Source organism: Mesorhizobium sp. CCNWLY176 (assembly GCF_037153935.1).
Classification (GTDB): Bacteria; Pseudomonadota; Alphaproteobacteria; order Rhizobiales; family Rhizobiaceae; genus Mesorhizobium_M; species Mesorhizobium_M zhangyense.
Window position 1 is genome coordinate 73,668 of sequence record NZ_JBBBDZ010000001.1, and the last position, 13,739, is coordinate 87,406.

At 62.0% G+C, this 13,739-nt stretch carries 12 protein-coding genes; 11 read left to right on the forward strand and 1 reads right to left on the reverse strand.

Features of this window, described 5'->3' with window-relative positions:
- The first annotated feature begins 120 nt into the window (after positions 1 to 120).
- Entirely contained in the window at positions 121 to 1,929 is a 1,809-nt protein-coding gene (locus tag WBQ96_RS00340; protein ID WP_336547178.1) for an ABC transporter substrate-binding protein, read from the forward strand.
- Positions 1,930 to 1,959: 30 nt separating this feature from the next.
- On the opposite strand, the gene WBQ96_RS00345 is transcribed toward WBQ96_RS00340, so the two are convergent.
- Positions 1,960 to 3,045 carry a sugar ABC transporter substrate-binding protein gene (locus WBQ96_RS00345; protein ID WP_337035849.1) on the reverse strand — a complete coding sequence of 362 codons (1,086 nt, stop codon included), beginning with the start codon at positions 3,043 to 3,045 and terminating at the stop codon, positions 1,960 to 1,962.
- 419 nt (positions 3,046 to 3,464) lie between these two features.
- Here WBQ96_RS00345 and WBQ96_RS00350 point away from each other — a divergent pair, with 419 nt between their 5' ends.
- The 10 genes from WBQ96_RS00350 (at position 3,465) to WBQ96_RS00395 (ending at position 13,572) form a co-directional block, all read left to right on the forward strand.
- Entirely contained in the window at positions 3,465 to 4,232 is a 768-nt protein-coding gene (locus WBQ96_RS00350) for a class II aldolase/adducin family protein (RefSeq protein ID WP_337035862.1), read from the forward strand.
- 3 nt (positions 4,233 to 4,235) lie between these two features.
- Positions 4,236 to 5,165, forward strand: coding sequence for an NAD(P)-dependent oxidoreductase (locus tag WBQ96_RS00355; RefSeq protein ID WP_336547176.1), 930 nt, complete (start codon positions 4,236 to 4,238; stop codon positions 5,163 to 5,165).
- A 77-nt stretch (positions 5,166 to 5,242) separates the two neighbouring features.
- A complete protein-coding gene (locus WBQ96_RS00360; protein WP_336547175.1) occupies positions 5,243 to 5,956 on the forward strand; it encodes a GntR family transcriptional regulator in 714 nt (237 codons plus the stop codon).
- Between the two features lie 119 nt (positions 5,957 to 6,075).
- On the forward strand, positions 6,076 to 7,110 hold the full coding sequence (locus WBQ96_RS00365; protein ID WP_336547174.1) for a LacI family DNA-binding transcriptional regulator: 1,035 nt from the start codon (positions 6,076 to 6,078) through the stop codon (positions 7,108 to 7,110).
- A 181-nt stretch (positions 7,111 to 7,291) separates the two neighbouring features.
- On the forward strand, positions 7,292 to 8,311 hold the full coding sequence (locus tag WBQ96_RS00370) for an ABC transporter substrate-binding protein (RefSeq protein ID WP_336547173.1): 1,020 nt from the start codon (positions 7,292 to 7,294) through the stop codon (positions 8,309 to 8,311).
- A 48-nt stretch (positions 8,312 to 8,359) separates the two neighbouring features.
- Positions 8,360 to 9,199 (forward strand): ABC transporter permease, encoded by an 840-nt coding sequence (locus tag WBQ96_RS00375; protein WP_336547172.1) that lies wholly within the window; start codon positions 8,360 to 8,362, stop codon positions 9,197 to 9,199.
- Positions 9,196 to 10,020: an ABC transporter permease gene (locus WBQ96_RS00380; protein ID WP_165117692.1), complete on the forward strand. Its 825-nt coding sequence runs from the start codon at positions 9,196 to 9,198 to the stop codon at positions 10,018 to 10,020. The genes WBQ96_RS00375 and WBQ96_RS00380 overlap by 4 nt, the downstream gene beginning before the upstream one ends.
- A 31-nt stretch (positions 10,021 to 10,051) precedes the next feature.
- Positions 10,052 to 11,071 (forward strand): dimethylarginine dimethylaminohydrolase family protein, encoded by a 1,020-nt coding sequence (locus WBQ96_RS00385; protein WP_336547171.1) that lies wholly within the window; start codon positions 10,052 to 10,054, stop codon positions 11,069 to 11,071.
- Positions 11,072 to 12,130 (forward strand): ABC transporter ATP-binding protein, encoded by a 1,059-nt coding sequence (locus WBQ96_RS00390; protein ID WP_336547170.1) that lies wholly within the window; start codon positions 11,072 to 11,074, stop codon positions 12,128 to 12,130.
- 77 nt (positions 12,131 to 12,207) lie between these two features.
- Positions 12,208 to 13,572 (forward strand): Xaa-Pro aminopeptidase, encoded by a 1,365-nt coding sequence (locus WBQ96_RS00395; protein WP_337035850.1) that lies wholly within the window; start codon positions 12,208 to 12,210, stop codon positions 13,570 to 13,572.
- Positions 13,573 to 13,739: the final 167 nt, after the last annotated feature.

Consider the following 13,739-nt stretch of genomic DNA (forward strand, 5'->3'; position numbering starts at 1 on the left):
TCTCACGGCCGGTCCGTGGAAGGTGAAGAAAACGGTAGGGAGGCGAAATACGTAAACCTACCGACGCGGCACGCGAACTTCCCGTCGACAAACTGCACGGAGCGGTGATCGGAGCATGAAATGAGTGTGAGATTGGTTGTTCAGAACCGAGAAACATCATGGTTTTCCGGTTCGGATTCCGCGGGCTATTTCCGCGCGTCGATCAATGGGGAAGGACTGATAGACGCGACCGAGAGCGAAAGCGCCAACCGCTTCTTCGCCGCGCGGCCCGAGCTCAAGAATTTTGCCAAAGGCCTCGCGGGAAGCGGCCGCGACCTCGTCCGCTTCGTCTGGATCGACAGCGACAAGCGCTGGTTTGCGGTGCGGATCGAGCTTGATGTCACCGCTTCGGGCGAGCAACGCAGCAACCTGATCGCCAAACCCATCGAGCCGCCCTTCGGGTTGACGTTGCGTGAACTCGACGTGCTCACGCTGATTGCGGGTGGTCTTTCCAACCAGGACATCGCCGCCTGTCTGGAGACCAGCCAGCGGACCGTGACGACCCACAACGAACGGATTCTCGTCAAGCTCGGACAGGTCAGCCGGACCGGCGCAGCGACCCTTGCCACCGATCTCGGGCTACTGCGCCTGCCTACACCGGGTGGCGGGCGCAACCTCATGCCGCTCACCGCCGGCCTAGTCGACAGCCGTGTGCCGCTGCCGCACGACACCGTGCGTTCCTTCGTCAGCTCTTCATTGGACAGACGACCAATTCTCATCGGTACGCCCCTTTCCACCCAGGGGCTCGCCTCAGCTGATGCCTATGAGATGTTGAACGGCGCGCGGCTGGCCGTGGACGAAATCAACCGCCGCGGCGGTGTTTCCGGCCGCCGGATCGAGCTTAAGATCGCCGAATGCGATGTGGGCGATGAGGCTGACGTCGTCCGGGCGGTGAAGTCGCTGGTCGATGCCGAGGTCGACGCAATTACCTCCGGCTATAGTTGCGCCGAAGAGAGTGTGCAGGACGTGCTGGCCGAATATGGCGCGCCCTATCTTCACTGTGCCACCATGGAGGCCATGGTTGATCGCGTGCGGCAGGACCGTCATCGACTGCGCAACGTGTTCCAGCTTTGTCCGAGCGACATCAACTACGGCCCGCGATTCATCCAGTTCCTGTCCGAGCTCGAAAAAAGCCGCAAGTGGATCCCGCAGTCGCGGCGCGTGGTGGTGATTCAGCCGCGTTGGTCGCGCATGGATATCGGCTTCATGACCTTGGAGCGGATGGCCCGCAAGGCCGGCTTCAAGGTCGATCTTCTGGAAGATCTGCCGTTCCGAAACATCGACTGGAATGGAGTAATGGACAAGCTGCATCGCAGCGATCCTGCCGCGATATTCCTTGCCTACTATTTTCCCGAGGAAAGTATTTCCTTCCTGCAGCATTTCCTGAGCCGCCCGGCGAATGCGCTTGTCTATACGCTTTACGGACCCTCTATCCCCGCCTATAGGCAGCAGCTCGGCCACAGTGCTGAAGGTGTAATCTGGGCGACGACGACGGGTTTGTATTCCGACCAGTTAGCGATAGGTTTTGCCGAGCGCTACGAGCGCATGCATGGCCAGAAGCCCGGTCATTCCCATGCAGGCCTTGCCTATGACAGGGTCAATATTCTCGCCACGGCGTGGACGCGCGCCAACAATCCCCGCGCCTTCGACAAGGTCATTCCCGAAATCCGCTCGGTGATCCATCGGGGTGTGAATGGCGCCTACTTCTTCGACAATGTGGGCCAGTGCGCCCAGTCCTATCCGGATACGTCGGTCGATCCCTCTATCAGTCAGGCCCATTTGATCTACCAGATCCAGCATGGCGAACAGCGCATTCTTTCGCCTGCGCCCTACGGTCAATCGGCCTTCATGTTACCGCCCTGGCTTCGACGCAAGAAACTGGGAGCGTAAGGCCGGTCTCCAGGACCGGCCTATTGCGCGTCAGTATTGCGGTTCGTACTTGGCGACCGTTTCCTTATCGATGTTGTAGGCTGCAAGCGGCACGAAGCGTGGGGTTTTCTCGCCCTTCCAGGCTTGGCCAAGCGCTTTGACCGCTTCATACATCTCGGTATAGGGCAGAAGAGTCCTGGTGCTATCGATCAGGTCCTCGCGTACGGCCTGGAACGACCAGATGTTGCCGCCATTGTCATAGATCTTCATCTTGCGGTTAAGGCCGACTTGGCGGGCCGCTTGGACGGCGCCGCGCGTCATGTCTGAATAATTGGAGATGAAGATTGTCAGGTCGGGATTGGCCTGGAAGAGGGGCAAGGTCTTCTGATTGCCTTGCAGAACCGAATAGTCGGTCTTGACCACGGCACCGACCTTGAAATCCGGATATTTCTCTTGGACGTCCTTAAGTGCAAGTTCGGTGTTGATCGTGTTGGCGTTGAGGTCCGGTCCGGTCAGGACGGCAACCTTCTGGGGACCGGGGTTGGCTTCGGCAATCGACATGATCCAACTGCGGAATGCCTCGCGGCCCTGTGAGCCTCCGACGAAATTCAGCGTGCCGGGCGACCAGAGCTCATCACCCTCGTTGCTGGCGCGGTTGCAGAGCGGTAGATTGGCAACTGCCACCAGAACGCCGGCCTTCGGAGCATCTTCAGTTAGAATCTTACAGGCTTGGTTGCCGTCGTTCATCTCGGCTACAATCGCATTGTACTTGCCGCTGGAAATGACATTCTGGGCCTGGTTGTACTGAACCGTCGGGCTCCAGTTCGGGTCGAACACGTCGAGTGTTGCGCCAATTTCCTTGGCAGCGTCCTGCGCGCCCTTAATGCCGGCCTGCAGATGTGTGTTGTTCGTGGCTGCTGTCAGAAACGCGATTTTCAGTGGCTCGCAGTTTGATTCGATGAATTTGCCGTCGCCGAGATCGATCTTGGATGGCTTGCAAGCACTTTCTTGCGCAAGGGCCGATGTCGCGGCGGCGCAAGTGACAATGAGACCTGCAATAAGACCGTTCAAATGTGAAGTGGCTACGCGGCGCGTAGATTTTTTCATCATTGTGCTGTTCCCTTTCTTTACGCGCAAAAGAGCGCGATTACAGGAGTGAGCATGCTGTCAGGCCGGACGGACAGCCTTATCATTTGGATACAAGCAACCCAGTTTTGAGAACTGTTTAAATCGGCTGAAAGGCCGTTCATTCGCCGTAACGAACCCAGATGTTCTTTATCTGCGTGGCCCGGCGAAGATAATCGCGGCTCTGATCTTAAGCGCCGTTTAGTCATTTCGCAGACGGCCATCGTCAACCCAACTGGCCGTCAAATTTCCGCAGGAAGCTTTTTCCACCCAGGCGCTGGTATCCTTCGATTCCGCATACCAGATCGCCGCGACCTCGCATGGACATCGGCCGCTCTGATCTGATCCAACCTACTTTATGTGAAAACCATGGAGAGTTGGTCGCCGTTGTGGGCTGCAGGTCCCGTCCAGCTCGTTGACTGTATACAGGAATTCAAGTATTCGAAAATGATCAACAGAAAGGACGATCCGGTATGATTTCGACTGCTGAAATGGCTATGCGCGAAGATCTGGCGGCGGCGTATCGGCTGATCGCCCGGTTTGGGATGGATGACATCATCCATACGCACATATCCGCGCGTCTGCCCGAAGAGCCGGAACTCCTGCTGATCAACCGCTACGGCGATCTTTTTCGAGAGGTGACGCCGGAATCGTTGGCGGTGATCGATCACCATGGCCAGCAGATGCGCGGCCAGCAGGCGCCGATCAACACGGCGGGCATCGTCATTCACACGGCGGTCCATGCCGCGCGCCCGGACGCGGTCTGCGTGATGCATACTCATACCGCCGCCGGTGTCGCGGTCAGTTGCCTTGAGGAGGGGCTTCTGCCGCTCAACCAGACATCGCTGCTGTTTTATGGGCAGGTCGGCTATCATGAGTTCGAGGGCATCGCGCTCGATCCCGGCGAGCAGGAACGCCTCGTTGCCGATCTCGGCACCAATCGCGCCATGATCCTGAGAAACCATGGGCTGTTGACTGTGGGGCGATCCATCGGAGAGGCTTTTTCCCTGATGTACAACCTCGAGCGGGCATGCCGCATCCAGCTTTCGGCGCTCGGTAGCGGGCGTCCCATCCACCTGCCGAGCAAGGAGGTGTGCGAGCGCACCGCCAGGCAGTATGAGGCGGATCCGGATGGCGCGGCGGAACTGGAATGGCTGGCGCTGCGCCGGCTTGCGGGAATGCCCATCGAGGGACATTGATCGATGCGGATCGTCATCGCCGATCCGCTTGCCTACAGCGACCCCTTCGAGCGCGCGCTGCGCGACGCGCTTCCGTCGGCGGACTTCGTCCGATGGCCTGATCTGCCGGAGGGCGCCGACTATGATTTGCTGGTTGCCTGGCATTTGCCGAAGGATATGACGGCGTTGCCGCCATCGCTGCGTGCCGTCTTCTGTTTCGGCGCGGGGACGGACCAACTTCTCGATGATCCCCGCATCCCGGGCGATGTTCCGATCGCACGCCTGCAGGATCAAGGCCAGGCCGAGCAACTGCTGGACTATGCGACGCACGCGGTCTTCGCGCTCCTGCAAGATGACGTCGTTGTCAGGGCGGACCAGCAGGACCGCTTCTGGCGCTTGCCAGATCAACAGAACCGGACACGCGGATCACTGCGCGTGGCCGTCCTTGGGCTGGGTCCGCTCGGTCTGCATGTCGCGCAAGGGCTTTCGGCAGCCGGTTTCCCGGTGTCTGCCTGGTCGCGAACTCCCCGCAGCATCGACGGCGTCGCTTGTCTGCATGGCGATGATGGGCTCAGCGCCTGTGTCGACGGCGCCGACGTGGTGGTCAATCTCCTGCCCTCCAGGCCGGAAACGAAGGGCATATTGTCGGACCGGCTGTTTTCCCGCCTCGCGCCCGGCGCCTATGTCGTCAATCTCGGCCGCGGCGATCACCTCGACGAGGAGGCGCTGCGCGCTGCGCTCGATCGGGGTCAACTCGGCGCTGCGTGGTTGGACGTCTTTCCTGTCGAGCCCCTGCCGCCCGAGCATTGGTTCTGGCGGCACGAACGGATCCGGCTGACGCCTCATCGTGCCGGCCTGCCGACGCCGCTGGGCGCTGCGGCCTCCATTGCAGCCGTCGCTGCGGCGCTGGAACAAGGTCGCGCACCTCCCGGGCTGGTCAGGCCGGGAAGCTGATCGAAAATTGAGCCAATTTTGCATCTGCACAAGAAATGCGCTTGACTCGAAACGACCCTGAATGCCAGCATACAGCCATGCTGAACCTAAGCACCTCACTACTGGCCGATCAGAACGAGCGTAGAAACACGATCTCGGCGAAGGCCTATGTCGAGCTGCGTGAGGCGATCATCACCGCACGCATCGCACCCGGTGCTAATATTTCGGAAACAGACGTCGCTCAGTCGCTCGGCATCAGCCGCACCCCTGTGCGTGAGGCTTTCACGCGGCTCTTCGATGAGGGTCTGATCGAGATTTCACCCCAAACTGGCACCCGCGTCTCGCTGATCGACATGGCGCGTGTCCGTGAGGCGGTGTTCATTCGCTCCACGCTTGAAAGTGCAGTCGTAGCCAACAGCGGCATCCGGCCCGATCCGGCCATGCTGGACGAGATCGAGCTATCGCTTCGGGCGCAAGAACGTCTTGTTCACGGCGATGACATGGGCGCCCTGCACCGTGCCGACATGGCCTTCCATGCAGGTCTACTTGGGGCTTTCGCACATCCGCGGGCGTGGACGGCGTGCCAGCACGTTTCGGCCGACATGATGCGCATCCAGTTCCTGATCGGCATGAAGCCGGATCATATCCGCTCGATCATCGCCGAGCACCGTGCCATTTTCGACGAGGTTCGGGCCGGCAATATGGGCGAGGCCGCACGGCTCATGGCGGCGCACATCCGCAATGCCGATTTGGATCAGGTGAGCTTGAAGCTCGAGCACCAGGAATTCTTCCGAGCCGGAGATCCCTCGTGAGCACCGCCGTCATTCGCTCTTCCTCGGTTGCGGATGGCGTGCGAGATTTTTTTTCGGTCATTTGTGAAACCGGTTTACTTAAACGGTTGTCTGCACATGTCTCGCGGGAGTGGGGCCGCTTGTCGGGAAGATTGAAAACCACCATTCGCGACGTCGCCCGGGCTGCCGGCGTGTCCGTCACGTCCGTTTCCCGCCATCTCAACGGGCAGATCAGCCTGCCGGAGGCGACGGCGAGCCGCATCCAGCGGGCAGCGGAGCGGCTAGGCTACCGGCCCAATGCGATCGCCCGCAGACTGAGCAGCGGCAAGAGCGAGACGCTCGGTCTCATCACCGCCGACATCGCCTATCCGCTGTTTGCCGAGATCGCCAGCGCGTCGGAGGCCGAGGCCGCAAGGCATGGCTACAACCTCCTGATGTTCAACAGCCGGAACCTGGTGGAGAAGGAAGTCTCCTTCCTGTCGCGTATCGAAGACCGGCAGGTCGATGGCATATTGCTTCTCACCAACCATCATGATGACGGCCGGCTTTTGCGGCGGATCAACGAGACCGGAAGCGTCGTGCTTCTCGACGAGGATGTGCCAGGCGCGAAGGCGCCGCGCCTGTTCGCCGACAACGTCCATGGCGGGCTCCTGGCGACACGTCATCTGATATCGCGCGGCCATACCCGTATCGCCGCTATCGGAGGGCCGCGAGGGCTTCTCAGCACCACAGAACGTCTCGATGGCTTCACGCGGGCGCTCGCGGAGGCCGGTCTCGATGCCGATCCCGCGCTGCTAAGGTTCTGCGCATATGAGGAGGCGCCTGCCTCGATTGCGTTTCTCGATCTTATGGAACAGGACGATCCGCCCACCGCGATCTTCACCTTCGGTGACATGCTGGCCACCGGTGCGATGCGGGCCGCGCGGCACGCCGGTATCCGCATTCCCGACGACATTTCGCTCGTCAGCTTCGACGATATCCGCAATGCGGACCTGCTCGCGCCGGCGCTGACCACGGTGCGTCAGTCGGCAGCTGAGTTCGGTACGCGCGGCGTCAACATGCTGCTCGATTTCATCGCCGGCCGGAAATCCGAAACGGTGACTGAACGGGTCGGCGTCGAACTCGTCATACGCAGTTCGGTGGCGCCGCCACACCGCCGTCCATCTGGACGTTAGATCGCGCATACCGGCTCCGGAAGCTCTGATGGGTTCCCGGTGCAGGCCAGGGAGGGAGAGAAAGAAATTAGACCGCGGACGTGAAAGGGGAACACACATGTCCATCAATCACTTTGGTCAAGACGCAGCGTTGATTGCGCTTGATAAATTTAGAAATGGGAAGATCGATCGCCGAGGCTTTATGACCGCCATGGCCGGGCTTGGCATCGCAGTCGCTTTCAAGCCGGGACCGGCTTCCGCCGAGGCGTCGGAAATCGTCGTCTGCAACTGGGGCGGCGCTGCCCTCGAAGCCTTTCAGAAGGCCTATGGCGAGCCGTTCAAGGCCAAGTCCGGCATGGAGGTCGTCATCGACGGCGCCGGCCCGGCGACCGGCGCGATCCGCGCCATGGTCGATTCCAAGAACGTCACCTGGGATGCCACGGACGGCGGCATGGTGGACGCCGTCGTGCTCGGCAAGGGCGGCTATGTCGAGCCGATCGACTATTCCATCGTCGACAAGTCTCTTGTCGGCAAAGGCCTCGCGGCCGAGTTCGGCATCTGCAACTACACCTACTCAAACGTGCTGGCATATGACGCCAAGAAGGTCGGCGCCACTGCTCCTTCGAGCTGGAACGACTTCTTCGATCTCGAGAAGTTTCCCGGCAAGCGCACCATGTGCAAGTGGATTCAGGGTCAGCTCGAAGCCGTGTTGCTTGCCGATGGCGTCAAGCCGGAGGAGATGTATCCGCTCGACGTCGACCGGGCCTTCAAGAAGCTCGAGCCGCTGCTACCGCAGCTGATCTTCTGGGAGTCCGGCGCGCAGAGCCAGCAGCTCTTCCGTGACGGAGAGGTGGTCATGGGCAATATCTGGCACACGCGTGCCAACCTGCTGCGCAAGGAGAATCCGGACTACACCTGGACCTGGAACCAGAACCTGATGTTCGCCAGCGCCTGGTCTGTGCCGAAGGGCAACCCCGCCGGCAAGAAGGTCTTCGACTTCATCAACTCGTCGTTAGATCCGGAGAGCCAGGTGACGCTGTTGCGCCTCATGGGCAACGGCCCCTCGAACCCGAAGGCGCTGGCACTGATGACCGACGAGGACAAGGCGGTCTATTCGCTGGCTCCCGAGAACGCCAAGACCGGCCTGCCGATCTCGGCGCAATACTATGCCGACAACGAGGCCGAGCTGCAGAACAAGTTCCTCGACTTCATCTCACGCTAACCATCGGAGACCACCACCGGCCAACGGCCGGTGGTGGTTCGAAAGATCATGACCTCATTCCAGCGTTGGGCCTGCTGCCTGACGGTGCCGGCAGCGCTTTTGACCCTGTGTCTCTATGTGCTGCCCATCCTTCAGGTGCTGGCGCTCAGTTTCACCGAGCCGACCGTTGGCCTCGGCAATTATGTGGCCCTGTTCCAGAACGCCGCGATCGGCCGCGTCGTGCGCACGACCGTGTTCGTCTCGGCTGTGACGACCGTGCTCACTATCGTCATGAGCTACGCGGTGGCCTTTGCGCTGGTTCATATGCCGCCGGCCACGCGTCGCGTCGCGCTGTTCATGGTCATGGTGCCGTTCTGGATATCGGTGCTGGTGCGAGCCTTTGCCTGGATCACCATCCTGCGCCGCAATGGCGTGCTTAACTCGGCCCTCGTCGGCAGTGGAGCCGTCAGCCAGCCGCTCGAACTGGTGTACAACCAGTTCGGTGTCATCGTCGGCATGGTGCATTACATGATGCCCTTCGCCATCATGCTGCTCTACGCCAATCTGTCGGAGATCGACCTCAGGATCATTCAGGCAGCCAGATCGCTTGGCGCCCGCCCGGTCACCATCTTCTTCCGCGTCTGGCTGCCGCTCTCCATGCCCGGCCTAGCGATCGCCGGCCTGTTCATCGTCATCTTCTCACTCGGCTTCCTGGTTACGCCGGCGATCCTTGGTGCCGGTCGGGTGCTGATGGTCGCAGAATACATCTCCGTGCAGATATCCTCGACGCTGCGCTGGGGCGTGGCGACGGCGCTGTCGACCATGCTGCTGCTCGTCGTTGGCATCCTGATCGCGCTCGCCATGCGCAGCCCGGCTCTGCGCGCCGCCTTTGAAGGGGGCCGCAAATGACGCCGCGCAGCCGACGCCTGCTCGAACGCGGGCTGCCCAAGCTTGTCGCCTGGCTGCTGCTCGCCTTCCTGTTCGTTCCCGTGCTCGTGGTCATTCCCGTGGCGCTGACCGACCGGGACTATCTGTCCTTGCCCAACAACGGCATTTCGTTCGACCATTTCGCCGCCCTGGCGAACTGGCGCGCCGGCTGGATGCCGAGCATACTCACCAGCCTCGGCATCGCCATGGCCTCGGCCGTCATTGCGACGGCCGTCTCGGCGGCCTTCGCCATCGGCGCCTGGGTCTATGTCGGACGCTGGCCGTCGATCCTGCGCGTCATCCTGCTTTCGCCGCTGATCGTGCCGCCGATCATCTATGCGGTCGGCATGGTGAGGCTTTGGTCGAAGCTGGGGCTTCTCGACACATGGCTTGGCGTCACCATCGTCCACGTCATCCTCGCCATGCCACTGGCGGTGCTGGCGATCGGCGCTTCGCTGTCGAACCTCGATCCGAGGCTGGTGCAGGCGGCCCGCTCGCTCGGCGCCCGTCCGGCGACCATCTTCGGCCGCGTCATCCTGCCCAACATCGTTCCGGGCACGGTCGCCGGAGCGATCCTCGCCTTCATCGTCTCCTGGGACGAGATCACCGTGACGCTGTTCATCACCAGCCGAGGCATCGTCACCCTGCCACGCAAGATCTGGACGAGCATCGCAGATGCCGTCGACCCCGCGCTGGCCGCGATCGCGACCGTCATGCTGGCGGTGACCATCGTCGGCCTCATCCTGCGCATGACCGTCTGGGACCGTATCGCCCAGCGTCGGTCACGACACGACTTTCAATAGCTTCGCTTGTTTCAGAAAGGAAATCGAAGACATGACTGCCCACAGCGCCGCAATGAGCGAGCACGAATACCGCGAGGCCAAGTTCTTCCAGACTTTTGGCTCCGTCCCAACGCCGGCTTTCCACGACCCCGAAGAACAGACCCGCGTCTGGGGCCGACCTTGGGGTTGCACCAGTGATGTCGGCAAGCTGCGCGCCGTGCTGATGCATAGGCCCGGCGAGGAAATCAATGTTGTCGACAAGAACAAGCCGATGCCCGAGATCGGCGGTTTCGGCGATCCGGAGAAGGGCTGGTACTTCATGGGCAAGACCCCGCCGGATCTTGCCGCCATGCAGGCCGCCCACGATGCCTTCACCAAGCTGCTGCGGTCCGAGGGCGTCGACGTCATCCTGACCGAGAAGGCGGCGCCCGGCGCCCTCAAGTCGACCTTCTGCCGCGACAGCGTCATCGGCGTGAAGGGCGGCGCGATCGTCACCCGCCTTGCCCGCCGCGCGCGCCGCGGCGAGGAGCTGATGGTCACTCAGGCGCTGGCCAAGGCCGGCTGCCCGATCCTCGGCACACTGCATGGCGAGGCAGTGTTCGAGGGCGGCGGCTTTGCGCTGATCGACGACAAGACGGCCGTCTGCTCGGTGTCCGTCGCCTGCAATCCCGAAGGCGTCCGCCAGGTCGAGATGATCCTCCACAGCCTTGGCGTCGAGCTGATCAAGGTACCGATGCCCGGATACCGTATCCACATCGACGGCAGCTTCATGATGATCGACCGCGAGACCGCGATTATCAACATCAACGAACTGCCTTATGTCTTCATCGACTATCTGAACAAGCGCGGCATGAAGCTGATCGAGCTGCCGCCGGAAGACAACGCCTTCTCGCTCAACTGCCTGGCCATTGGGCCCGGCCGGGTCGTCATGCACGCCACCCGCACGCCGCGCCTGGCCGACCGTCTCGACGCCGCCGGCATCGAGATCTTGACGCTGGACTATGAATGCATCGAACTGAACGGTGGCGGCATCCACTGCTCGACAGGTCCGCTTGCCCGGGATCCGATCTGAATGTCCTTTCTAGACGTCCGAAACCTCCGCAAGACCTACGGTTCCGCCGTCGCGCTAGACGGCATCGACCTGTCGATCGAGGCGGGGGAGTTCGTCACCTTGCTCGGCCCCTCGGGGTCGGGCAAGACGACGCTTCTGATGTCGGTCGCCGGCTTCACCAAGCCTGACGAAGGCGCCATCCTGCTGGATGGCGCCGACATCACGCGCGTGGATCCGGAGGACCGGAATTTCGGACTTGTCTTTCAGGGCTATGCGCTGTTTCCCCACCTTAACGTGGCGGACAACATCGCCTTCCCCTTGCGGGTTCGCAAATGGAACAAGGCCAGGATCGCCGCCAGGGTCGAGGAGGTCATGAAACTCGTCGGATTAGACAAACTGGCGGCGCGCAGGCCGCGTGAACTGTCGGGCGGCCAGCAACAGCGCGTGGCGATCGGCCGCGCGCTCGCCTTCGGGCCGAAGATACTGCTGCTCGACGAACCGCTGTCGGCGCTCGACCGCACGCTGCGCGACACCATGCAGCGCGAGCTCAAGCGATTGCATCAGGAAACCGGCGTGACCTTCGTCTATGTTACCCATGACCAGGAGGAAGCCTACGCCATGTCGGATCGCATAGCGGTCTTCCACAATGGCGGAATCGTCCAGGTCGGTACCCCGCGCGACATCTACCGCGCACCCGCTTCGCGTTTCGTCGCGGGCTTCCTCGGCGGCAACAACATCGTTTCGGCGCGTGTCACCGACGGCGGGATCGAGCTGTTCGGGGCAAAGGCGCCGATGCCCGGCGGCTATGATGCATCGCGACATGGGCTATCGGCGCTCACGATCTGGATGCGGCCGGAAGACATCGCTATCGGCGAGCCGCAGCCTGGCGCCATCGCCTTTCCCGTCACCGTGGCCGACGTTTCCTTCGTCGGCTCTTCCGAGCGCGTGACCGTATCCACCCCGGACAACCAGGAACTGCTGGTCCTGGCATCCTCGGCGGCGGCCCGCGACATCACTGCTGGTGGCAAGGTCACCTGCAGCGTGCTGCCCGCGAGCATCGGCTTTCTTGCTGAGGAATAGGACGGCATACATCGCCGGCGCATCCAATCGACTGCCGGCTTCGGCCGAAATACGCACTCACTGACAGATTGAGAGACATGATGAACATCAGCCTTCGCACCATCGACATTCCCGACTTCGGACTTCCCGTCGAGCGCCCCGCCATTCCGGCCGCGACCTATGAGGCACGCTGCGCCAAGGCGCTGACACGCGCCGGAACGGACTGGCTCGCTGTCTACGCCGACCGCGAGCATGCCGCCAACATTGCCTTCCTGACCGGCTTCGAACCGCGTTTCGAGGAGGCGGTCCTGCTACTCGGCAGGTCGGGCCAGCGCATCATCGTCACCGGCAACGAGAATCTCGGCTACACGCCCATCGCCGGACTGCCGGGCATCGTCACCCTGCTGGCGCAGTCGCTCAGCCTGATGGCGCAGGACCGCACACAGAAGCCGAACCTCGTGGCCGTGCTGCGCGAAGCCGGAATCGCTTCAGGTGACAGTGTCGGCCTGGTGGGCTGGAAGTATCTTGAGAAGGAAGAGTGGCCCGCGGGGCGTCCGGCCTTCCTTGTGCCGGCCCTTATCGTCGATGCGATCGCTTCGATCGTGTCCGCGTCGTCCATCGTCGATGCGACGCCGGTACTCATGCACCAGACAGACGGGTTGCGCGCCGTCGTCGATGCCGATCAGATCGCCGAGGCCGAATGGGGTGCGGCCCGGTCTTCAATGGCCGTGTGGCGTATCCTCAGCGGCTTCACGCTCGGCGACACCGAACTGTTGGCGGCCTCGCGCATGGGTTATGCCGGTGAGCCGATGAACTGCCATCCGATGCTGGCGACCAATGACGCGTCCGGCCAGGTGATCGGCCTGCGCAGCCCTACGGCTCGTGTGCCGAAGCGTGGCGATGGCGCTACCACTGCGGTCGGCTACTGGGGCGGATTGACGGCCCGTGGCGGCCTGATCGCCGAGCATGACGACACTTTTCTTGACGTGGCCAAGGCCTATTTCCGTGGGCTGATTGCCTGGTACGAGACGGCTGGCATTGGCACCGAGGGTGGTGCGATCCACGAGGCAGTGGTTTCGACCCTGGCGCGCAGCAAGCTGCGCCCAGCCCTCAATCCCGGCCATCTTGTCGGCCTCGACGAGTGGATGAACTCGCCGATCCGTCCTGGCTCGACCGAGCGCATCGTTTCCGGCATGCCGTTCCAGGTCGACATCATACCCGTGCCGATGCCTGATGGATGGACGCTCAATTGCGAGGACGCGGTGACCTTCGCCGATGCTGGCCTGCGTGCTGAGATCGCGGAGCGTCATCCGGCGCTGTCGCAGCGGTTTGAGGCGCGCCGCCGGTTTGTCGCCGAGCGGATCGGTATCACGGTGAAGGAGGATATCCTGCTGCTGTCGGCCATTCCACTCTGCCTGCCGCCCTTCTGGCTTGCCAGCGGCAAGCTTCTAGGCCGTGACTGAGAACCGTCATCCAGGTCTCTTGGGTATGAGCAGACCGTCGCGCGCGGGACAGGACGCGGCTCAGTTTTCTCAAATCGCCGTGATCAACAACAGCATATCCCATTGGCTTGCGCAAAACCGACAGGAGTATCTCGGGGAGTTTCAGAAGATTACGCGAGCGTGTCGCG